The organism is Streptomyces sp. NPDC104367, assembly GCF_055583825.1.
In genome coordinates this window covers 253,559-274,568 of record NZ_JBVJND010000009.1, presented here as the reverse complement: position 1 = coordinate 274,568, position 21,010 = coordinate 253,559, and the positions used below count along the sequence as shown (strand labels likewise).

At 71.7% G+C, this 21,010-nt stretch carries 13 protein-coding genes, 4 tRNA genes, 1 other RNA gene and 2 pseudogenes; 12 read left to right on the top strand and 8 right to left on the bottom strand.

What is annotated here, in order from left to right:
- Window positions 1-323: 323 nt before the first annotated feature.
- The 8 genes from ACZ619_RS16500 to ACZ619_RS16465 all read left to right on the top strand — a co-directional run bounded on the left by ACZ619_RS16500 (window position 324) and on the right by ACZ619_RS16465 (window position 4,866).
- Window positions 324-641, top strand: a complete 318-nt coding sequence (locus ACZ619_RS16500; RefSeq protein ID WP_469599147.1) for a histone-like nucleoid-structuring protein Lsr2 — start codon at window positions 324-326, stop codon at window positions 639-641.
- Window positions 642-774: 133 nt separating this feature from the next.
- Window positions 775-846 (top strand) — tRNA-Gly (locus ACZ619_RS16495).
- Window positions 847-927: 81 nt separating this feature from the next.
- A tRNA-Gly gene (locus tag ACZ619_RS16490) sits at window positions 928-1,003 on the top strand.
- A gap of 141 nt (window positions 1,004-1,144) precedes the next feature.
- Entirely contained in the window at window positions 1,145-2,083 is a 939-nt protein-coding gene (locus ACZ619_RS16485; RefSeq protein ID WP_469599145.1) for an ABC transporter ATP-binding protein, read from the top strand.
- A complete protein-coding gene (locus ACZ619_RS16480; RefSeq protein WP_469599143.1) occupies window positions 2,080-2,892 on the top strand; it encodes an ABC transporter permease in 813 nt (270 codons plus the stop codon). The genes ACZ619_RS16485 and ACZ619_RS16480 overlap by 4 nt, the downstream gene beginning before the upstream one ends.
- A gap of 20 nt (window positions 2,893-2,912) precedes the next feature.
- Entirely contained in the window at window positions 2,913-4,202 is a 1,290-nt protein-coding gene (locus tag ACZ619_RS16475) for a sensor histidine kinase (protein WP_469599141.1), read from the top strand.
- Complete coding sequence (locus ACZ619_RS16470) at window positions 4,157-4,771, top strand: response regulator (RefSeq protein WP_469599139.1); 615 nt, start codon at window positions 4,157-4,159, stop codon at window positions 4,769-4,771. Before ACZ619_RS16475 ends, ACZ619_RS16470 begins: the two co-directional genes overlap by 46 nt.
- 22 nt (window positions 4,772-4,793) lie before the next feature.
- Window positions 4,794-4,866 (top strand) — tRNA-Gly (locus ACZ619_RS16465).
- 76 nt (window positions 4,867-4,942) lie between these two features.
- On the opposite strand, the gene ACZ619_RS16460 is transcribed toward ACZ619_RS16465, so the two are convergent.
- From ACZ619_RS16460 to ffs, 6 genes are all read right to left on the bottom strand, one after another.
- Entirely contained in the window at window positions 4,943-5,842 is a 900-nt protein-coding gene (locus tag ACZ619_RS16460; protein ID WP_469599137.1) for a phosphoribosylaminoimidazolesuccinocarboxamide synthase, read from the bottom strand.
- A gap of 92 nt (window positions 5,843-5,934) precedes the next feature.
- Window positions 5,935-7,431, bottom strand: a complete 1,497-nt coding sequence (locus ACZ619_RS16455) for a N,N-dimethylformamidase beta subunit family domain-containing protein (RefSeq protein ID WP_469599135.1) — start codon at window positions 7,429-7,431, stop codon at window positions 5,935-5,937.
- Window positions 7,432-7,722: 291 nt separating this feature from the next.
- Complete coding sequence (locus ACZ619_RS16450) at window positions 7,723-9,753, bottom strand: M48 family metalloprotease (RefSeq protein ID WP_469599133.1); 2,031 nt, start codon at window positions 9,751-9,753, stop codon at window positions 7,723-7,725.
- A 297-nt stretch (window positions 9,754-10,050) separates the two neighbouring features.
- Window positions 10,051-11,304 carry a phosphoribosylamine--glycine ligase gene (gene purD / locus ACZ619_RS16445; protein ID WP_469599132.1) on the bottom strand — a complete coding sequence of 418 codons (1,254 nt, stop codon included), beginning with the start codon at window positions 11,302-11,304 and terminating at the stop codon, window positions 10,051-10,053.
- Window positions 11,305-11,680: 376 nt separating this feature from the next.
- A complete protein-coding gene (locus ACZ619_RS16440) occupies window positions 11,681-13,951 on the bottom strand; it encodes a DNA polymerase III subunit gamma and tau (RefSeq protein WP_469599130.1) in 2,271 nt (756 codons plus the stop codon).
- A gap of 58 nt (window positions 13,952-14,009) precedes the next feature.
- Window positions 14,010-14,108: signal recognition particle sRNA small type (gene ffs / locus ACZ619_RS16435), an RNA gene on the bottom strand.
- Between the two features lie 72 nt (window positions 14,109-14,180).
- Between ffs and ACZ619_RS16430 the strand changes: the two genes are divergently transcribed.
- A tRNA-Ser gene (locus ACZ619_RS16430) sits at window positions 14,181-14,268 on the top strand.
- Window positions 14,269-14,336: 68 nt separating this feature from the next.
- Here the strand turns inward: ACZ619_RS16430 and ACZ619_RS16425 are convergent.
- Together ACZ619_RS16425 and ACZ619_RS16420 are read right to left on the bottom strand one after the other, a co-directional pair.
- Window positions 14,337-14,642, bottom strand: a pseudogene (locus tag ACZ619_RS16425) (tyrosine-type recombinase/integrase); the annotation flags it as partial.
- Window positions 14,643-16,447: 1,805 nt separating this feature from the next.
- On the bottom strand, window positions 16,448-17,017 hold the full coding sequence (locus ACZ619_RS16420) for a hypothetical protein (RefSeq protein WP_469599128.1): 570 nt from the start codon (window positions 17,015-17,017) through the stop codon (window positions 16,448-16,450).
- A 233-nt stretch (window positions 17,018-17,250) separates the two neighbouring features.
- On the opposite strand from ACZ619_RS16420, the gene ACZ619_RS16415 reads away from it, so the two are divergent.
- From ACZ619_RS16415 to ACZ619_RS16405, 3 genes and pseudogenes are all read left to right on the top strand, one after another.
- Window positions 17,251-17,529, top strand: coding sequence for a ribbon-helix-helix domain-containing protein (locus ACZ619_RS16415; protein WP_469599126.1), 279 nt, complete (start codon window positions 17,251-17,253; stop codon window positions 17,527-17,529).
- Window positions 17,526-17,951, top strand: a complete 426-nt coding sequence (locus ACZ619_RS16410) for a hypothetical protein (RefSeq protein ID WP_469599124.1) — start codon at window positions 17,526-17,528, stop codon at window positions 17,949-17,951. The genes ACZ619_RS16415 and ACZ619_RS16410 overlap by 4 nt, the downstream gene beginning before the upstream one ends.
- A 374-nt stretch (window positions 17,952-18,325) precedes the next feature.
- A pseudogene (locus ACZ619_RS16405) lies at window positions 18,326-20,757 on the top strand (helicase-associated domain-containing protein).
- The last annotated feature ends 253 nt before the right edge of the window (window positions 20,758-21,010 follow it).

Below are 21,010 nucleotides of genomic sequence, written 5' to 3'. Positions count from 1 at the left end.
TACCCGTCGGCGTCTCCGACCGGTGTCTTCAGACTACCCGCACCAAATTTCTACGCGAGTAGAGTTGTAGGAAACTACGTGAGGCGCATCACGATCGGGTGACAGCGGGGGATCATCACGAAAAGTTCTGGGAAAGTTCCCCGGGTTCGCCCGAGACATCTATTGCGCGGGGGACACGCGGACGGATTTAGTCGGGCTTCACTTTGTATTGCCAGGCACTGTACAAATGAATTGGCAATAGCCGATACTCGGCACGTCATCGCCGCATCACCGTTGAGCTGTGATGAGCTGTATAGACGTGCCACACGAAGGGACCGATATTCGTGGCGCAGAAGGTCGTGGTCACTCTCTTTGACGACATCGACGGCTCGGAAGCGGCGGAAACGATCGCCTTCGGACTCGACGGCAGGTCGTACGAGATCGATCTGAATCAAGCCAACGCCAAGAAACTGCGCAAGGCCCTTGAGCCGTACGTGGTGGCCGGCCGCAAGCGGTCGAAGTCGGGCAAGGCGTACAAGCAGACGGAGGTCGCCCCCGACCCGGCGGCCGTCCGCGCCTGGGCCCAGGCGAACAAGATGGACGTCCCGGCGCGCGGCCGTATCCCGAAGAAGGTGTACGAGGCGTTCAGCGCCGCGCAGTGAGGAGCCGGCCGGCTGCCCCAGGGTGCGTCAGCCACCCCTGGAGGCAGCCGACTTGCGCTACCCCCCTGCTGATCAGCTAATGTCTGGAGCACGCCGAGGGGCAAGGCCGAAAGGCCGGAACCCCGAAGTACATGCGGGTGTAGTTCAGTAGTAGAACATCCCCCTTCCAGGGGGAAGGCGCAGTGTGCAATTCCTGTCACCCGCTCTGCACCGCCGGTCCTGATCATGCTTGTGGATCAGGTAGGCTGGTGCTTGCGCCGATCGGTGGGAGCCGGTCGGGAGCAGTGCGGACGTAGCTCAGTTGGTAGAGCGCAACCTTGCCAAGGTTGAGGTCGCGAGTTCGAGCCTCGTCGTCCGCTCCAGCTCAAAGAAGAAACCCCAGTCGCATGACTGGGGTTTTTTCGTGTCCCGAGCCCCAGCGGTCTTCGACATCTGACATTTGTCATGGCGGGCGATGACACCGCGCACTGCCGCCGGACGCCGACCGCCGGAACGCTGGTCCCATGGCACACAACGAACACGAACACGTGATCGAGGTCACAGATCTCCGTCGCGTCTACGGGGGCGGGTTCGAAGCGGTCCGCGGCATCACCTTCTCCGTGGCCCGCGGGGAGGTCTTCGCACTGCTCGGCACCAACGGCGCCGGAAAGACCTCGACCGTCGAACTGCTGGAGGGACTCGCACCGCCGAGCGGGGGCCGGGTGCGGGTACTGGGCCACGACCCGCACCGCGAGCGGGCCGCCGTACGGCCGCGCACCGGCGTGATGCTCCAGGAGGGCGGCTTCCCGTCCGAGCTGACCGTCGGCGAGACGGTACGGATGTGGACCGGCTGCACGACCGGAGCCCGCCCCCAGGGGGAGGCGCTGGCGCTGGTCGGGCTCGACGGCAGGGCGGACGTCCGGGTCAAGCAGCTCTCCGGCGGCGAGCGGCGCCGCCTCGACCTGGCGCTCGCGCTGCTCGGCCGGCCCGAGGTGCTGTTCCTGGACGAGCCGACGACCGGGCTCGACGCCGAAGGACGCCGCGCCACCTGGGAGTTGGTGCGCGCCCTGCGCGACTGTGGGACGACCGTCCTGCTCACCACGCACTACCTGGAGGAGGCCGAGGACCTCGCCGACCGGCTCGCCATCCTGCACCGGGGGCGCATCGCGACCACCGGGACACCGGCCGAGGTGACCGCGGCCCAGCCCTCCCGGATCTCCTTCCGGCTGCCGAGCGGCTACTTCCTGGGCGACCTGCCGCCGCTCGGCCAGCTGGGCGTGTGCGGACACGAGATGGACGGGGACGTCGTACGGCTGCGGACCCGCGAGTTGCAACAGGCGGCCACCGGGCTGCTGGTCTGGGCTGAGGCGGCACGGGTGGAGCTGCATGGCCTCGACGTGCGGTCGGCCTCGCTGGAGGAGGCGTTCCTGGGAATCGCGCGGGAGAAGGAGTTGGCGGCATGACCGGGAACCTCACGGGGACGGCGCCCCGCACCGGCCCGCGGGCGCGGCCCCTCGCCCCGTCCGGGCGACGGCTGCGGGCCCTGGCCCGGGCGGAACTCACCCTGCTCGCCCGCAGTCGCGGCGCCGTGCTCACCGCGCTGCTCGTACCACTGGCGCTGCCGTTCACGGTGCGGCCCGCGATCGACCAGGGCGGACTCGGGGACGTGGGCGTCGGCACCCTGATGCTGACCGCCGCGACCGGCTTCTCGTTCCTCTTCGCCGTCTACAACTCGCTGGTCGGCGCGTTCGTGTCGCGCCGCGAGGAACTCGTCCTCAAACGGCTGCGCACCGGCGAGCCCACCGACGCCGAGATACTCGCCGGGACCGCGCTGCCCGCCGTCTGCCTCGGCCTGGCCCAGGCGCTCCTGCTCTGCGCCGGCTGCGCGGTGCTGCTCGACGCGGGCGCGCCCGAGGCGCCGTACCTCACGCTGCTCGGGCTGCTCTTCGGTCTGCTGCTGAGCGCCGCGCTCGCCGCGCTCACCTCCGCCTTCACCCGGACCACCGAGAGCGCCCAGGTCACCGCGCTGCCCCTGGTCCTCGTGTCGATGCTGGGCTCGGGCATCGCCCTGCCCGCGGACCTCCTGCCCGACCGGGTCGCCGCCGTCTGCGAACTGCTCCCGCTCTCCCCCGCCGTCCGCCTGGTCCGCGGCGGCTGGACCGGCGAACTCGGTGCGGGCCAGGCCCTGGCGGCGGTCCTCACCGCGCTGGCCTGGACCGTGGTCGCGGTGTTTGCTGTACGACGGTGGTTCCGCTGGGAACCCCGGCGCTGAGGACGAGGGACGGGACCGGGATGAGCGGGGCAGGCGGCTGGTGGCGGGGGAAGACCACACCCGCCAAGGTCGAGACGTACACGCGGTGGTCGTTCCACTTCTTCGCGCTGATCGAGGTCTCGGCGATCGGGCTGCCGGTGTTCGCCCAGGCGGACCCGGCGGTCGCGGGCCGGCTGATGGCGGCCGTCGTCGGCCACGCGCTGCTCTGCGCGCTGACCGCCTCCCGGGCCCTGGACTGGACGCGCGGCCGCAGACAGCGGCCGGTGCGGCTGCTGTGGGTGCTCGGCGCGGCGACGTACGCCGTCGCCGTCGTCGCCCTCGTGCTGCGCGGGCACGGCTCGGGCCCGGACCTGGACGCCGCCGGCGGCAGCGTCTTCACCGGGGTGCTCGCCTTCGGGGCCGGGACCATGGCGCTCGCGGTGCGCGACCGCAAGCGGGTGCTGTCGCTCGTCGCGGGCTTCGCGTGCGGAGCCGGGGCGGTCTCCTTCGCGTTCGGCCGTCCCGGGGCGGCCGCGCTGGTCACCGGGGTCGTGGTGTTCCTCGGCGGGACGTTCCTCGCCTTCGCCTCGGTCTTCTCCGTCTGGCTGCTGGACGCCGTCTACGAACTCGACGAGGCCCGCGAGACCCGCGCCCGGCTCGCCGTCGCCGAGGAGCGGCTGCGGTTCGGCCGCGATCTGCACGACGTCCTCGGCCGCAACCTCGCCGTCATCGCCCTCAAGAGCGAACTGGCGGTCCGGCTGGCCCGTCGCGAACGCCCCGAGGCCGTCGAGCAGATGATCGAGGTGCAGCGCATCGCGCAGGAGTCGCAACGGGAGGTGCGCGATGTCGTGCGCGGGTACCGGGAAGCCGACCTCGGCACCGAACTCGCGGGTGCACAGGGTGTGTTGACGGCGGCCGGGATCTCCTGCGAGGTGACAGGCGAGACCGCGGGGCTGCCCGCCGAGGTGCAGTCGGCGCTCGGCTGGGTGGTGCGCGAGGCGACGACCAACGTGCTGCGGCACGGGGACGCGGGACGGTGCGCGGTGGGACTGCGGACACGGAAGGGGTGTGTGGTGCTGACGGTGGAGAACGACGGGGCCGGGCCGCGTCCCGGCGAGGGCGACGGACGCGGCGGGTCCGGGCTCGCCGGGCTGCGGGAGCGGCTCGCGGGCGTGGACGGGACGCTGGAGGCGGGGCCGGTGGGGACGGACGGGTTCCGGCTGGTGGCCTCGGTACCGCTGTCCGGCCGTACGGCGGCCGACACGAGTGTGAGCGGAGTCACCTCATGGCGTCCCGGGTGCGGCTGCTGCTCGCCGACGACGAGCATCTGATCCGGGGCGCGCTGGCCGCGCTGCTCGGCCTGGAGGACGACCTGGCCGTCGTCGCGGAGGCGGCGAGCGGGCCCGAGGCGCTGGCCATGGCACGGGCCCACCGGCCCGATGTGGCGGTGCTGGACCTCCAGATGCCGGGGGCGGACGGTGTGAAGGTCGCCACATCACTGCGGGCCGAACTGCCCGGCTGCCAGGTGCTGATCGTCACCGGTCACGGCCGGCCCGGGCACCTGAAGCGGGCGCTCGCGGCGGGGGTGCGGGGGTTCGTCCCGAAGACGGTCAGCGCACAGCGGCTCGCCGAGATCATCCGGACCGTGCACGCCGGAAACCGCTACATCGACCCCGAGTTGGCCGCCGACGCGATCTCCGCCGGGGACTCGCCGCTGACCGCGCGGGAGGCCGAGGTGCTGGAACTGGCGGCCGACGGGGCGCCGGTCGCGGAGATCGCCGAGCGGGCCGCGCTGTCGCCGGGAACCGTGCGGAACTACCTCTCCTCGGCCGTCACCAAGCTCGGTGCGGAGAACCGGCATACGGCAGTGCGTCTCGCACGGGAGCGAGGTTGGGTATAGTTGCTCTCGCGCCACGGCGCATGCGGACGTAGCTCAGTTGGTAGAGCGCAACCTTGCCAAGGTTGAGGTCGCGAGTTCGAGCCTCGTCGTCCGCTCGGGACAAGGCCCCGGTCCATCGGACCGGGGCCTTTTTCGTACCCCTTCGAGCTCCTCCGAGAGCCCCTCGGTGCGCTACGACCAGCTCTGGCCGGTCAGCCGCTCGTACGCCTCGATGTACTTCGCGCGGGTCGCCTCGACCACCCGCTCCGGCAGCGGCGGCGGGGGCTGCTCGCTCCTGCGGTCCCAGCCGGACTCGGCCGAGGTCAGCCAGTCGCGCACGAACTGCTTGTCGAACGACGGCTGGGCGCGGCCCGGCTGCCACTCGTCGGCCGGCCAGAACCGCGAGGAGTCCGGGGTGAGCACCTCGTCGGCGAGCACGAGGGTGTCGTTCTCGTAGCCGAACTCGAACTTCGTGTCCGCCAGGACGATCCCCCGGTCCCGGGCGATGTCCCGGGCCCTGCCGTACACGGCGAGGGTGGCCTGGCGCAGCTGGGCGGCCGTCTCGGCGCCGACCTGCCGGGCGACCTCCTCGTACGACACGTTCTCGTCGTGCTCGCCGACCTCGGCCTTGGTGGCCGGGGTGAAGATCGGGGCAGGCAGCTCGGAGCCGTCGACCAGGCCCTCGGGCAGGGCGAGGCCGCAGACCGTGCGGGACTCCTGGTACTCGGCGAGGCCGGAGCCGGTGAGGTAGCCGCGGGCCACGCACTCCACCGGGAGCATCTTCAGGGACTTGCAGATCAGGGTGCGGCCCGCCCAGTCGGCGGGGGCGCCCTCGGGCAGCTCGGTGCTCAGCACATGGTTGGGCGCGATGTGGGCGAGCTGGTCGAACCACCACAGGGACAGCCGGGTGAGCACCCGGCCCTTGTCGGGGATCTCGGTCGGCAGTACCCAGTCGTACGCCGAGATGCGGTCGCTGGCGACCATCACGAGTTCACCGGCCGCGTTCTGGTACAGCTCGCGCACCTTGCCGGTGTGCAGATGCACCAGACCCGGCACCTCCAGGGGCTCGGGCTTTTCGACGAATCCGGACACGGTTCCTCCCCGTGGTTCTGTACAGGTGCCCTCGATTCTCCCGTATGCCCGGCCGGTCGCGGACACGGGGGCTGCGCGGGCACCCGCACGGGTCAGTCGTGTTTGCAGATGCGGTCCAGGAGGTTGGCGGTGGCACGCTGCACCCGGGCGTCGACATGACCGGGTCGGTCCAGGGCCGGGGACCAGGCGAAGGTGCCGGAGGCGAAGACCAGGGCGCCGGAGGGCGCGCGGTACAGCGAGGTCTCCTGGTGGCGCACGGCGCCGTCGTTGTCGGTGTAGGGGGAGTGGGAGAGCAGGATGCGCTCCTCGTGCTCGGGGAGCGCGGTGCGCGGGAAGTAGCGGTCGGCCTCGCCGGCCACCAGGCCCGGCAGTTCGTCGCCCTCGTGGGCGCCGGTGGCGTCCCAGAGCCAGTGGCGCGCGTTGCGCACGATCAGCGGGGACGGCTCGGGGACCCGGCCCGCGTACTGGATGCCGACGGTCTGCTGCTCGGGCCGGTCGATCTCGCGCCAGAGCACCGGCTTGCCCGGGCCCCGGCGCTTTCGGCAGGTCAGCAGGCGGTCGGCGACCCCGGACGGGGAGGGACCCAGCTCCACCTGCCAGTACATGGTGTTGGCGGAGAGGAAGACGAGGCTGGTGCCGCTGTCGCGGGCCAGTTCCACGGTCCGGCGCATCTGCGGGGACCAGTACTCGTCGTGGCCGGGGAAGACCAGGCCCCGGTAGCGGGTGGGGTCGACGCGGCCGGCGTGCAGGTCGCGGGCGTCGGCGTAGGCGAGGTCGTAGCCGTAGCGCTCGGCCCAGCGGATGAAGTCGTAGGCGTGGCCGACGTGCAGGGGCAGGCCCGCGCCCGCGTACGGCCGGTCGAAGGAGACGGTGGTGGCCGCCTCGGCCTCGCCGAGCAGCCGGCCCCTCTCGTCCCAGGCGTGGTAGAGGCTGGCGCCGGTGCGGCCGTCCTCGGGGTAGAGGTTGTACGCCTGCCAGGTGATGTCGGGCAGCAGGAGCAGCAGGTCGGCCCGGTGGTCGTCGCGCACCGTGAAGGGGACGTGGGAGCGGTAGCCGTCCGCCGTGGTGAGGACGGCGACATACGCTCCGACGCTCCAGTACGAGGGGACCTGGAGCCGCCAGGACAGCCACCAGTGGTGGCAGGAGACGGTGCGGTCGGCGGCCAGCGGCGGGGGCTGGACGATGCCGGACAGCCGCGGGCTGGTGGTGATCTTGGCGGCGCCGTCACCGCCGTAGTGTCCGATGCGGTAGACGTCGACGCTGAACTCCTGCGGCGGGTCGACGGTGATGTGGAAGTCGACGGCCTCGCCGGGCGCGACCGCGCCGGTCGAGGTGAACCCCTTGATCTGGCGGTGCACGTCGTCCGCCGAGCGCGGGCCGCCGGTGGCGGCGCGGGGCGCCGGGATCCGCGGGTTCTCGCTGGTGGGCTGCGGCCTGCTCGGGTCCACGTACCAGGGGACGACGTGGCCGGTGTCGTCGAAGTAGGTCTCGCTGCCGCGCAGCCAGGGGACGGGCCCCAGACCGAAGGGGTCCGTGACGGCGTGCGCGAGGGCTCCCGACTCCCAGCGGCGGATGTGGTCCGATGCCATGGTGGCTCCCCTCCCTCGTACTGCCCCCCGTGAGGTGTGCTGTTACGAGTCGATGGGCGTGCGGTTGATACGGCTGTCCGTGCGGTGGTCACGGCTGTGTCCGTGCCGTGGTCACGGCTGTGTCCGTGCCGTGGTCCTGCCGTGACTGTGGCGCCTGTCGTATGTCGGATGCGCTTGCCACAACCGACATCGGTCCCAGCACATCACATAACGCACGCGCCCGGTCACGGTTCGTTGCGAATTTGCCTGAAGTGGAACGCTTTGCTCCGCGAAAGCGCCGAAACGCGCAGGTCAGACCAGCCGTACCGGCTTCTCGGGGCGTATGCCGGACTCGACCAGCCAGGCCCGCAGCGGGGCCGGGTCTCCCTCCTCGATGAGGCTGAGGACTCTGGGCGTCAGGTCGGCGGCCCGCTCGCCGTCGACCAGCAGGGACGGGCCGTCGAGCCAGTCCAGACCGGGGGTGGCTCCGGCGGTGTCCACGGCCGCGCAGCACACCATCGCCTTGACGTGGTCGGCTAGGAGTTCGCGGGCGGTGCGCGGGGGCTGGAGCGGGAAGAGGGGCAGTCCGCCGTCGTCCCACAGGGCGCTGTCGGGGCCCTGCCCGGCGGGCGCGGGCGAGCCGGGGCGCGGTGCGGAGGCGGCGGTCGCACCCTCGCGCTCCTCGCGGGCGAGGGCCGCGGTGAGCCCGGCGGCGAGGGCGGCACTCCGCTCGGTACCGGCGGCATCCTCTGCGTCGTCCATGGCGTCGTCCATGGCGTCGTCCTCGTAGGCGGGGGTGCGGTCGGAGCCTGTACCGGTACCGGGGTCGGCCGGGTTGTCGTCGTGGGCGTGGGTGTGGACGTGGGCGTGGGCGAGGTCGGGATCGGCCGGCGGCTCGCCGTGGGCGAGGTCGGAGTCGGGGCCGGCCGGGTTGTCGGGGCCGGCATGGCTGTCGTGGCCGGCGTGGCTGTCGTGGATGTCGTGGCCGAAGGTGCCGGGGAAGGCGCGGTCGGGGTCGGTGTCCTCGTCGTGGGGCGGGAAGTCCTTGGACCTGGCGGCGGCGGTGGGGTCGGTGAGGTGGTCCATGACCCGGGCCAGGGTGGGGCCGCCGGGGTCGGGGGCGCCGGGGTCGAGGGTGGCGCGCACGCCGAGGGAGTCCAGGACCCGGTGCAGCCGGGCCGCCTCGGTGCGCCATGTGCGGTCGACGACCTCGTCCGGATACTCCTGCCAGGCCACCGGCGACCAGTCCGGACCCGGCTCCGCGGGACCGCCGTGGAACAGGCGGGCGGCGAGCAGCGAGGCGGCCTCGTCCACCAGCCCCGGCTCCTCCAGCAGGTCGCAGGCGGGCCGCTCGCCCAGCCGGGAGGCGAAGCCCTCGGCCAGCCGGTCGCGCCGGGACAGCTCGGTCAGCGCCGCGACCACGCCCGCGTCCAGCCGGGAGGGCCAGCGGCCCATCCGCCAGGCGGGCACCGCGACCCGGGTCAGGAGGCGGTCCCAGCCGGCGTACGCGAGACCGACCTGCTCCTGGGCGACGATCCGCAGTCCGTAGTCCACGGCCTGGGCGCGCTCGGCCGCCGCCGCGGCGACCCCGCGCTCCATCAGGGCCGCGTGCTCCCGGCAGCCGCGCAGCAGCAGCCGCGCCACCCAGCCGACGCCCGCGCAGACCACCCGGGTCGCCGGACATCGGCCGGACGTCGAGGAGACGGCCACCGCCGCGTCCAGCCCCCGGACGAAGCGGCGGGCGGCGGCTATGTCCGGCTGCGCCGAGGGTCCCGTACCGGCGACGACCGGGGCGAGGACCGCGCGCAGCTCGCCGACGCGCATCCACCACAGGAACGGGGAGCCGATGACGAGGACGGGCGCGGCGGGGGTACGGCGGTGCGGCCGGGCGCTGCCGAGCTCGTCGCCGGCCCTGGGCGCGGGCGGGCCGTGGGCCGGGTGGGTGCGGTCCTCCAGCCAGCTGTCGCAGTCCGGGGTGAGCGCTATGGCGGAGGGCACCGGGACGCCGAGGCGGTCGGCGAGGTCGCGCACCATCCGGTACAGGTCCGGCGCGGACTCCTCGGGGATCGGGACCGTGGGACTGACGGCGGGACGGGCGCGGGCCACGACCAGGGCGACACCGGCGGCGGCCAGCAGGACGACCACCGCGAGCACGCCGACCGCCCAGCGGGCCGTGTCCCAGCCCCGGCCGACGAAGTGGCCGGTGGAACCGCCGGTCAGCAGGATCACCGTGGCCGCCGCGGGCAGCAGCGCCACGGCCAGGGCCCGGCCGCGGACGCGCAGCACCGCGAGGGCCCGCGTACGGGCCGCCTGCGCTCCCGCCTCCACACCGATTCCGGTCACGACCGGACCTCACCCCCTCCCTGCAGTCCTGGCGCTGTCCTGGCTGTTGCTCACTCCCCCACTGTGGCACCCGTCACTGACATCGCAATGCCGGTGGGCCAAGTGCCGGAACGCTTGCGCCGCACCATAGTTGGGGCCCCGGCCCGCGTCAGCCGGATGGGGCATCGGTCACTCGATGGAATGGCTTTGGTCAGAGGTGATCGACAGAAAGCAATGATCAGGCCCCGGATTACGGGTCCGGGGCCTGATCGGGAAGAACGTCTGGAACCAGGTGGGAGTCCTGGGCCTGCTGGGCGGTCAGGACTCGGCGGCCGCCTTCGCGGCGATGTCCGTGCGGTGCTGGGAGCCGTCGAGCCCGATCCGGGCCACCGCGCCGTACGCGCGCGTACGGGCGTCGGTGAGGTCCTTGCCGGTGGCCGTGACGGACAGGACGCGGCCGCCCGCGCTGACGACCGCGTCGCCGTCGCGCTTCGTCCCCGCGTGCAGGACGTAGGCGTCCGGGGCGTGCTCGGCGGCCACCGTGTCGAGGCCGGTGATCGGGTCGCCGGTGCGCGGGGTGCCGGGGTAGTTGTGGGAGGCGATCACCACGGTGACCGCGGCGTCCTCGCTCCAGCGCAGCGGCGGCAGGTCGTCGAGGGTGCCGTTCGCGGCGGCGAGCAGGACACCGGCGAGCGGGGTCTTCAGACGGGCGAGGACGACCTGGGTCTCGGGGTCGCCGAAGCGGGCGTTGAACTCGATGACCCGGACGCCGCGCGAGGTGATCGCGAGGCCGGCGTAGAGGAGACCGGAGAACGGGGTGCCGCGCCGCCGCATCTCGTCGACGGTGGGCTGGAGGACGGTCTCCAGGACCTCCTCGACGAGCTTGGGGTCGGCCCAGGGCAGCGGGGAGTACGCGCCCATGCCGCCGGTGTTGGGGCCCTCGTCGCCGTCCAGGGCGCGCTTGAAGTCCTGGGCGGGCTGGAGCGGGAGGACCGTCTCGCCGTCGGTGATCGCGAAGAGGGAGACCTCGGGGCCGTCGAGGAACTCCTCGATGACGACGCGGTCGCAGTCGGCGGCGTGCGCCTTGGCGGCGGCCAGGTCGTCGGTGACGACGACACCCTTGCCCGCCGCGAGCCCGTCGTCCTTGACGACGTACGGCGCCCCGAAGGCGTCGAGGGCCTCGGCGACCTCGTCGGCGTTGGTGCAGACATACGAACGGGCGGTGGGCACTCCGGCCCCCGCCATGACGTCCTTGGCGAACGCCTTGGACCCCTCGATCCGCGCGGCCTCCCCGGAGGGGCCGAAGACCGGGATGCCCGCGGCGCGCACGGCGTCGGCGACCCCGGCGACGAGCGGGGCCTCCGGGCCGACGACCACGAGGTCGGCACCGAGCTCCCGGGCCAGGCCGGCGACGGCCGCGCCGTCCAGGGCGTCGACCTGGTGCAGCTCGGCGACCTCGGCGATGCCGGCGTTGCCGGGTGCGCAGTACAGCGCGGTGACGTCGGAATCGAGGGACAGGGAGCGGCACAGGGCGTGTTCGCGGGCGCCGCTGCCGATGACGAGGACCTTCACGGGGGCCAGCGTAGCCGGACCGGCGGACTGGAGGTTCCTCCAAGGGGGCGGGAAGCCGCCGGGGGCCGGTGGGAAACGGGCGAGGAGCCGGCCGAGATTCGGTGGGAGGCGAGCGGGAAGTCGGCCGGGCCCGCGACGTGGAGCGAGCGGGAAGTCGGCCGGGCCCGCGACGTGGAGCGAGCGGGAAGTCGGCCGGGCCCGCGACGTGGAGCGAGCGGGAAGTCGGCCGGGCCGCGGCAGGAGGCGAGCGAGGCGCCGACCGGGACGCGACGGGAGGCGAGCGGGAAGTCGGCCGGGCCGCAACGGGAGGCGAGCGAGGCGCCGGCCGGGACGCGGCGGGGAGCCGTGCCGGCCGTGCCGGACCGGCCGCTTCCCGTCACTCGTTCTGGATCTCCTCCACGACGGTCGCGCCCAGCTCCCGCACGATCAGTTCGTGGCCCGAGAGCGCCGACTCGTCGAGGTCGGGGTCGTCCTCCTCCGGGATGTCGTCCTCGGGGGCGACCGGGGGCGGCTCGGGGGCGGCGGGCGGGGGCGCCGGGGCCGCTGCCGCGGGGGCGCTGCGGGGCGGGGCCGCCGGAGCGGGCTGTGCGGGCGCCGGGCGGGGCGGGGCTGCCGGGGCGGGACTGCCGTAGCCGCCCGCCTGGGGTGCGCCGTACCCGGCGGCCGGGGCACCGCCGTACCCGGAACCGGCGGCCGCGGCGGAACCACCGCCACCACCGCCCGTCGGGTCGACGACCGCCTCGACCTTCCACTGCACGCCGAACTGCTCGCCCAGCGCCTGCCGCAGCACGTCCTCGCTGCCGCTGCCCGCGAAGTTGTCACGGGCACCGGCGTTGACGAAGCCGAGCTGGAGGGTGGTGCCGTCGAAGCCGGTGACCTGGGCGTTCTGACTGAGCAGGATCCAGGTGAAGCGACGGCGGTTCTTGACCGCCTCCAGGATGTTCGGCCAGAGCACCCGGGGGTCGAGGCCGCCGGTGGGGGCGGGGGCGGCGGCCGGGCCGGAAGCCGCCGGGGCCGCGGGGGCGGACGCGGGTACCGACGCGGGGGCCTGATGCGCCTGCTGGGCCTGGTGTGCGGCCGGGGCACCGGCGGACGGCGCGGCCGTGGGCCAGCCGCCGGGCCGGCGCGTGCCGCCACCCGCGGCGGCCGCGGTCGGCCAGGCACCGGGCGCGGCGGCCGGAGCCGGGGCTGGGGCCGCGGCTGGAGGCTGGGACGGGGACTGGGGGACCGGCGCGGGCGCGGGAGCCGCCGCGGCAGCCGGTGGGGCAGCCTGTGGGGGCGCGGCTGCGGGCGCGGGGGCGGGCGTCGGCATGGGTGCGGGCGCAGGCATCGCAGGCGCGGGCGCTCCCGCGCCTGCGCCCACCGCTCCCCCGCGCACGGCCGCCCGGGCCGCCGCCGGACCGCCCCCTTCGGGAACCGGGGCCGCCATGTGGGCCTCGGGCCCGGGGACGTACCCCATCGCGGGGGCACCGGCCCCGGCGGAGAAGTTGACGCCCCGCTCCAGCCGGTCGAGGCGGGCCATGACGGACCGCTCGTCGCCGTAGGCGGCCGGCAGCAGGACGCGGGCGCAGATCAGCTCGAGCTGGAGGCGCGGGGAGGTGGCACCGCGCATCTCGGTCAGCCCCTCGTTGACGAGGTCGGCGGCGCGGCTGAGCTCGGCCGCGCCGAACGTGCCGGCCTGGGCCTGCATCCGCTCGATGACGTCGGCGGGCGCGTCGAACAGCCCCTTCTCGGCGGCGTCCGGGACGGCGGCGAGGATCACGAGGTCACGGAGCCGCTCCAGCAGGTCGGCGACGAAGCGCCGGGGGTCGTTGCCGCCCTCGATGATGCGGTCCACGACCTCGAAGGCGGCGGCCCCGTCGCCGGTGGCGAAGGCCTCGACGACCGAGTCGAGCAGCGAGCCGTCCGTGTAGCCGAGCAGGGAGGTGGCCATGGCGTAGGTCACACCCTGCTCGCCGGCCCCGGCGAGCAGCTGGTCCATGACGGACATGGAGTCACGCACGGACCCGGCGCCGGCGCGCACGACGAGCGGCAGCACCCCCTCCGCGACGGGGATCTGCTCCTTCCCGCACACCTCGCCGAGGTAGTCCCGCAGGGTGCCGGGCGGGACCAGCCGGAACGGGTAGTGGTGGGTCCGCGACCGGATGGTCCCGATGACCTTCTCGGGCTCGGTGGTGGCGAAGATGAACTTCAGATGCTCCGGCGGCTCCTCGACGACCTTGAGCAGGGCGTTGAAGCCGGCCGACGTGACCATGTGGGCCTCGTCGATGATGTAGATCTTGTAGCGGCTGCCCGCGGGTCCGAAGAAGGCCTTCTCACGCAGGTCACGGGCGTCGTCCACACCACCGTGAGAAGCCGCGTCGATCTCGATGACGTCGATGGAACCCGGTCCGTTGCGCGCGAGGTCCTGGCACGACTGGCACTCGCCGCACGGGGTCGGCGTGGGCCCCTGCTCGCAGTTCAGGCAGCGGGCCAGGATGCGCGCGCTGGTCGTCTTGCCGCATCCGCGCGGGCCGCTGAACAGGTACGCGTGATTGACCCGGTTGTTCCGCAGCGCCTGCTGCAGCGGGTCGGTGACATGCTCCTGCCCGATGACCTCGGCGAACGACTCCGGGCGATAGCGGCGGTACAGCGCGAGAGACGACACGCATACGAGGTTATAGGCGCCCACCGACAACCCACCCCGCCGAAGGCTCCGCCCGGCGAACGCAAGCGCCCCCCACGCACCCGCCAGAGCCGACCTACCCTTGCTGCCTTCCGGCCCTGGGGGAGTTCAGTCAGATAGCGCCGCGTGAGGGGCTCTGCACAGAGTACCCGACGTCAGCGGCTAGGAACGAGTTCGCGAGCACTCCTCTCGGTCATGTAATGTTCCCACCGGAGGATTCGCCTAGAGGCCTAGGGCGCACGCTTGGAAAGCGTGTTGGGGGCAACCCCTCACGAGTTCGAATCTCGTATCCTCCGCCATTGCTCTCACCGGGCAATACGTCGAAGGGCCCCGCTGTTCGCAGCGGGGCCCTTCGACGTTGTCCGTCTCAGTTCGTCTTCGGAAGCTCCCAGAGCACATCGCCGACCTGCTGCGCGACCTTGCGGAGCATGGTCCCCGTCACGTGCATGTACCGAGCGCGCATCCGGGCCGCTCCTCCAGGCTCCCAACCCATGATCGAGTCGATCACGACGTCCGGGACGCCGAGGATCAGGAGCACGGTCGCGGCGGTGTGGCGAGCGTCATGGAGGCGGCCGTTGCGGACACCGACATCCCGGAGGAGCGGCTTCCAGACGTGGAAGTCGGTGTTGGGGCTCAGCGGTCCCCCGACCGGCGAGGCGAACACGTACCCCTTCCCCTTCCCAGTGCACCGCGAGCACAGCCCGATACCTCTGCTCGACAACCGACAACTCCACCAGAGCCAATCCCGGCCTCCTGCCACACGACGCAACGACGTGCACAGAAAAGCCGATCACGGCCACCGTCAACCATCAGCCGGGATCGAAGCGTCAAGCATCTACCGGGACCGGACAGCCCCACAGCCCCGAGTGAGTTACAACTTTCTCTACTGGTTCAAGCCATCCGCCCTTCCGGGCGGATGGAGGGCGGGAAGGCTCAGGCTGTGAGGTGGTGGGCCCGGTGGGGGCGGGGGCGGTCGCTCCGAGACTTTAAGGTCTGCTGATCTGCGGGGCCCCTCCGAGAGTGAAACATCGCCATGGCCCAACTCCCTTGATTGCCAGTTGAGTTGGGTGCCCGCAGTGAGAGCGCTTGGGAGGGGACATCAAGGGAAGTTGTGTGGCACGATCTTCCGCGTGGAGTGGGGGACGCTTGCCGGGACGGCACTCGGAGCAGTGTTCGGCATTGGGGCGACGCTGGCCGGCGAGCACTTGCGTTGGCGGCGAACTGTCAGGGATAACAGGTTGCAAGACCGCCGAACCATGTACGCGGACTGTTTGGTGGCCCTTCGGCGTGCGCACGAGGCTATGCGGTTGGCCGCCGACGAGGCATACCCGGACCCACAGGCGAGGGCAGCCAAGATACGGCAGGCGTTCCAGGCGTCGGGGTGCGATGAGGCGCGAGAACGGCTCGTCCTGACAGCAGCCGCCGGTGTATCGGAAGCCATAGACGCTTCGTACCACTCTTTGCGTCAGGTTCGAGAAACACTCGCGTCCGGATGCACGGTGACGTCAGATGAATACCATGCCGCCAGACAGGCTCACGGAGAAGCGACCCGTGCGGCACGCACGGTCTTCCGGCAAGATCTGGCGACCCTGGAGTTCTGACACGATGCTGTACAGCAGCGAAGTACAGCAACCACAGCGGCCGGCCATGACCAGTGGTGCCCATCAGCCCCCTCCGAGCGGCCTGTATGACCGTCAATGCCCGATCTTGATAGAGCTACGGATCAGAAGGCTTCTGACATCCACGGCTGACATCAACGACGCCGGGCAGAGGCGTACACCAGCGTGGTCATCCAAAGAACTGATCAGTTCCTTCTGATCGGTGCTCTGGCAGCGCCAGCACCACCACTTCGCTTCTCCGATCCCGGAGCCGAAGAACAACCCCTGCCGGGACCGTCCGCATCCCTCGCAGTTGTACATGATCTCGCTCCTTCGCTTCTCGTCAGACCCGGTTCGGAGCAGTGGGGAACGGATCAGGCGGTTCCCTCCCCGCAGAGGAGAGAGAACCGCAGAACCATCCGGCTCCCGGCGGTTCGGAACCACCAACTCGCCATAGCGAAACTGGCTCTCTTCGTGGTGCTAGTTGTCCTGGCCTTTGTTCAGTGCACCGCCAGCCGCCACCGTTCACCGCCATACGCGCACCCCGTCTGGCCTGCCCCCTGAACCCCCGCGAACGCCCCCGAACAGCCGCGCAGTGTCGGCATGACTGTCACCGTGCGGCCGAGGCCGCCGACGTGGAGCCGCTCGACGGATCAGCAGTGCACCGACCGTCCACGTTCGCGCACCCAACCCTCCGATGTCACACTCGGCCCACCGGCGGCCGGCCCTCAGTCCCATCGCCTCGCGAACTCGGCTCCGGCCAGCAGGTCGACGATCCGCACGATCGGATCATCGAGCCCCATGGCGACCAACACATCGGCGGGAAGGACTACGTACTTTCCCTTCTCCTTCGTGACACGGCAGGGGAAGCGGCCCGCCCTCACCAGTCCGCCCGCCTTCGCTGCGTCGACTCCGAGGAGGTCTGCCACCTTGCGGAGGGGCATTGGCTCGCGCCGTCGACAAGACTGCGCGGATCCGTCGTACGCTCGGCCGGATCAGCCCGCTCTACCGCCCAGCCGGCGGCATTGGCAGCCCGGACGACCTCATCACGGACGTCGTCGGCTTCAGCCGCCAGTGCCAGCCCGTACAACGCGCCGACGAGCACGGCTGACCTCACCTCTGCGACATCGACGCAGAGCCTCCTCGAGACTCTCGCGGCCGACTTCCGCAGGTAGGGGATGATGAAGTACAACGCGAGCAACTGGCCGCGCTGAGCCAAGTTCGGCACGTCGCTTCGGGCATCGCGCCCCACGCACCGCCACAGCGCATCCCGCACAGCGGCATCAGCGGCATCTCGTGCCGCCGCTTCCTTCGCCTCCGGGAGCGTGAGGTGCTCGCCGACCGAACATCTCTCCCCGGGTCCATGTGGACAGACCAACTGTCCACCGAGCAACTGCGGAACCTTTAGCTCGATCGATCTGAAGACGTCTGCCGAAGGCAGCAGGGACATGAACTCTCCTCCTGTCGTTCATCAACGTCAGGAGGCTCACCACCGCGAAGGGCAACCATCCTCATCCGACGCAGCATGCGCTGATGAGAGTGAACGGCACACGCTGGCCGAGTGAAGCGGTACGAGTCAGCGATCACGTGTGGGCAGGGCTCACGGATTGGCTATTGGCCTCCTTGCCCTACAGGTCACGGCAACCCGGTAAGGGCATTCACACCAGGAGTATGGTGACTTGTATGGCAACCAAGAAAGTAACGGTGACGATCCCCGAAGATCTACTAGACGAGATCCGCGCCGACGCGGCTGAGCGGGGACTTTCGGCGTACGTCGCCGAAGCACTGCGATTCAAGCGCGATCGGGACCGGCTGCTGGAGCTGGTCGACTGGTTGCAGGAGGAACACGGCGCGGTCACCGAGGACGAGCGCGCGGCAGCACTCTCGGAACTGGACGATCTCGACACCGAGCACGAGCGCCGCCGCGCGGCCGGAGGACACGATGCCGGAGAGGCCGCGTGAAGAAGCGCGCCGGTGAGCACAGGCAACGGCCACTGCGCGTCTTCGTACTCGACTGCGAGGCCCTGTCCCTGGCCGTGCGCGGCGACCGCAAGATGATCACCTGGCTCGACCTCGCAGCCGGGGGTGAGGCCGAGGTCGTGACATCTCCCATGACGCTGGTCGAGGCGTTCGACGGCAGAACCACCGAGCAGCGCTGGGACTGGGTGCTCTCCCGGCTCAAGGTCGCAGACATCGGCAAGGACGAAGCCCGCCAGGCCCGACGACTCCTGGCCGACGCCAAGCTGCACGGTCACAAGTACGCCATCGATGCCGTGCTCGCTGTCATCGCACGCCAGCAGAAGGGGCAGGTCACCGTCTTCACCTCGGACGTAGACGACCTGGAGAAGCTCCTCCCGGACACCATCGTCGTCAAGCAGGTATGACCCTGCGCCCTGGTCTCAGTTCTGGTCTCATTCACCCCCGTCACCCCCTCACGAGTTCGGATCTCGTATCCTCCGCAGCCGCCTGAACAGGCGAAACGAGGAGCCGAGCCGCAATCGCGGCTCGGCTTTTCGTCGTGCACCGGTTGCAGTTTTGGTTGCACTCATATCTGCCGATTAAGAACATTTCGGCGAGCGGGCGGCCGGATCTTCTCCTGCCGTCGGCTCGTCTCGTCGGGCTGGGCCCGGCGGGGAGGCGCTGCGGGTTCTGTCCTCGTACGACATCCGCAGATCATGGAACTGCGCCATCCTTGGCCTTGGCGCCGAAGCGACTTCGGCCCGTCCGTGACGTTTCCTGCTTGTCGAGGTGCACCCTCATGGAGTCCCGATCGACGCTTGCGACCTGGCTGAGCGAACTCGACCGTTCCCGCCTGGCACGCGTACTCGCCATGCGGAAGGACGCGGCCTCCTCTCCGGAACCACGCTCGGTGGGGGAACTGGCGGACCGTCTCCAGCGTCCGGGGTCCGTGGCACTCGTCCTGCCGCGGCTCACGCTGCCGTGCTTGCAGGTCACCGAGGCGCTGGCCGCCCTGGGAGCACGAGCGACCCGGGAGAGTCTCGCGGAGTTGCTCGGCTCGACATCCCCGGCGGCGGTGCACGCACTGGACGCGACCCTGGAGGCGCTGTCGGATCGGGCGCTCGTGTGGCACGACGGCAACGAGGCACTCCGCATGTCCACGCCCTTGCGGCAGGCCTGGAGCACGCCCCTGGGGCTTGACGCCCCGCTGGAGGAGCTGCTGGCCGGCACCACCTCGGAGGAACTGCGCGGCATGCTGGCGGTCCTGGGTGTCAAGCCACCCGGCACCAAGCAGCAGCGACTCGCGGCTCTGGTGGAGCACCACAGTGACGCGGAGCGGGTCGCCGCGCTGGTGGCGGGGGCACCAGCGGCCACCCGGAAGTTGCTTGAGCAGAACGCCAGGTCCACGCCGCGTCAGTCGCTGTTCGTCGCGTTCGGGGCTCCTGACCCCGATCTCCAACCAGGCGCCCGGTGGGCACTCGACCGTGGGCTTCTGCTCCAGGACCGTCACCGGTACGGGCCCGTCCGGATGCCGGTCGAGGTGGCTTTGGCCGTGCGGGGAGCCGATTGGCACGCTCCGTTCGATCCTCTGCCGCCCGTCACACAGTTGGTGCCCGTCACCTCTTCGGAGGTGGAGCGGGAGGCCGCGGTGGCCGCCACCGCGTTCGCGGCCCATGCCGCCTCCGTCCTCTCGGTGTGCGCGACCGCTCCACCGACCCGGCTGAAGTCGGGCGGGATCGGCGCGCGTGAACTGGCCCGGCTCGGCAAGGCCGCCCAAGCGGACGACGCCGTCGTACGCATCGCCCTGGAGACCGCTTACGCCGCCGGACTGCTGGCTCGCGACGGCGATCGCGTACCTCCCACCGAGGCGTACGACGCCTGGGCCGAGCAGGAGCCCGCGGAACAACTCGCCGTACTGCTCCGGGCATGGCGGGACCTGCCGCTCACCCCCACCCGGGCGCGCGACGAAGACGACAAGGCGCTGCCCGCGCTCGCCGGCGCGCCTGACTGCGGCGGCTGTCTGCAGGCCCGCCACGGGCTGCTCACCGCGGCAGCGGGGCTCCCGGCGGGACAGGGTGTCAAGGTCGCTTCGGAGCTGGGGCCGCGCGTGGCCTGGCACCGTCCGCTCGCCGACGACGCCTCGCCCCAGGACGCGGCACCGTTCAGCACCGTGATCCGCGAAGGCGAACTGCTGGGCGTGCTGGCACGGGGTGCGCTGTCCCCGCTCGGCGCCCACCTGGCGGCCCACGCCGACGAAGAGCTCGACCTCACGGTCCGGCGGCTGCTGCCCCCCCCGCGACCACGACGGCCCGGATCGGCGCCGATCTCACCGCCGTCGTCACCGGCACCCCGTCCGCGCGACTCGCAGCGCTGCTGGATTCGACGGCCGACCGGGAGACCAGTGGCACGGCGTCGGTATGGCGCTTCAGTGCCGGCAGTATCCGCCGGGCCCTGGACGCCGGCCGCACCCCGGACGACATCACAGCCGACCTGGCCGCCGGCTCCGCCACAGCCCTGCCACAGCCGCTGACCTATCTCATCGCCGACACCGCACGAGGTCACGGCCGGGTACGCATCGCCCCCGCGGCCTGTGTCATCCACGGCGACGAACCCGCGCTCCTGGCCGAACTCGCCGCCCACCGCGCACTGGCCGAGCTCGCCCTGCGGCAGCTCGCCCCGACGGTCCTGGTCAGCGGCAGCCCACCCGCGACGGCTCTCGCCGCGCTCCGCGCTGCGGGCTACGCCCCGGTCGCCGAGACCGTCGGGGGAACGGTGCGCATCGAAAAGCGCCTGCCGCAGAGGGCCGCCGCTGCCGTCCCGCCCCCGCGAAGGAACGTCGGGCGGCACGGCCCCCGGACGGCCGCGACCGGCGCCTCGGGCATGCCCGCCGACACCGGGACGGACGCCTTGGCCGACCGGCTGCTCAAGGCCCCGCCGGTCTCACCCGAACCCGACCCGTTCGGCAGCGGGGTGCCTTTCGCGACGGACACCGAGGAGATCGTCGCCGGATACGCGAAGCACCTGTCGTACAGCGACGTCCGCCAGGTCGCCCATGCCATCGACACCGGTGCGGCCATCACGATCGAGTACATCGCCACCTCGGGCAACCGGACCGTACGCACCCTGAGCGACCTGGAACTCGACCCGCCCTACCTCGACGCCTGGTGCCACCTGCGCGAAGCGGAACGCGTCTTCACTCTCTCCCGCATCCATGGCGTGATGCCCGCGTAGGACTCGGCGGCCAAGGCCGGGTACCCAGGCGTGCCACCCCGCGGGCACCCCGCAGCACCGTCCGAAACCTCCACCGCCACCCGTTCCGTCGCAGGTCAGGACGCTCCCGAGCGTCCCCGAACCCCCGGACGAACATGTGGAAAGCGTGTTGGGGGGGCAACCCCTCACGAGTTCGGATCTCGTATCCTCCGCCAGTGCCTCACCGGGCACGTTGTCGAAGGGCCCCCTGGAAACAGGGGGCCCTTCGACGTTT

Bases quoted from the DNA above. Each gene is read 5' to 3' on its own strand.
- ACZ619_RS16420 (WP_469599128.1), bottom strand. From the start codon at position 17,017: ATGTCCCTGCTGCCTTCGGCAGACGTCTTCAGATCGATCGAGCTAAAG.
- ACZ619_RS16480 (WP_469599143.1), top strand. From the start codon at position 2,080: ATGACCGGGAACCTCACGGGGACGGCGCCCCGCACCGGCCCGCGGGCG.
- ACZ619_RS16470 (WP_469599139.1), top strand. From the start codon at position 4,157: ATGGCGTCCCGGGTGCGGCTGCTGCTCGCCGACGACGAGCATCTGATC.
- ACZ619_RS16415 (WP_469599126.1), top strand. From the start codon at position 17,251: ATGGCAACCAAGAAAGTAACGGTGACGATCCCCGAAGATCTACTAGAC.
- ACZ619_RS16455 (WP_469599135.1), bottom strand. From the start codon at position 7,431: ATGGCATCGGACCACATCCGCCGCTGGGAGTCGGGAGCCCTCGCGCAC.
- ACZ619_RS16475 (WP_469599141.1), top strand. From the start codon at position 2,913: ATGAGCGGGGCAGGCGGCTGGTGGCGGGGGAAGACCACACCCGCCAAG.
- ACZ619_RS16485 (WP_469599145.1), top strand. From the start codon at position 1,145: ATGGCACACAACGAACACGAACACGTGATCGAGGTCACAGATCTCCGT.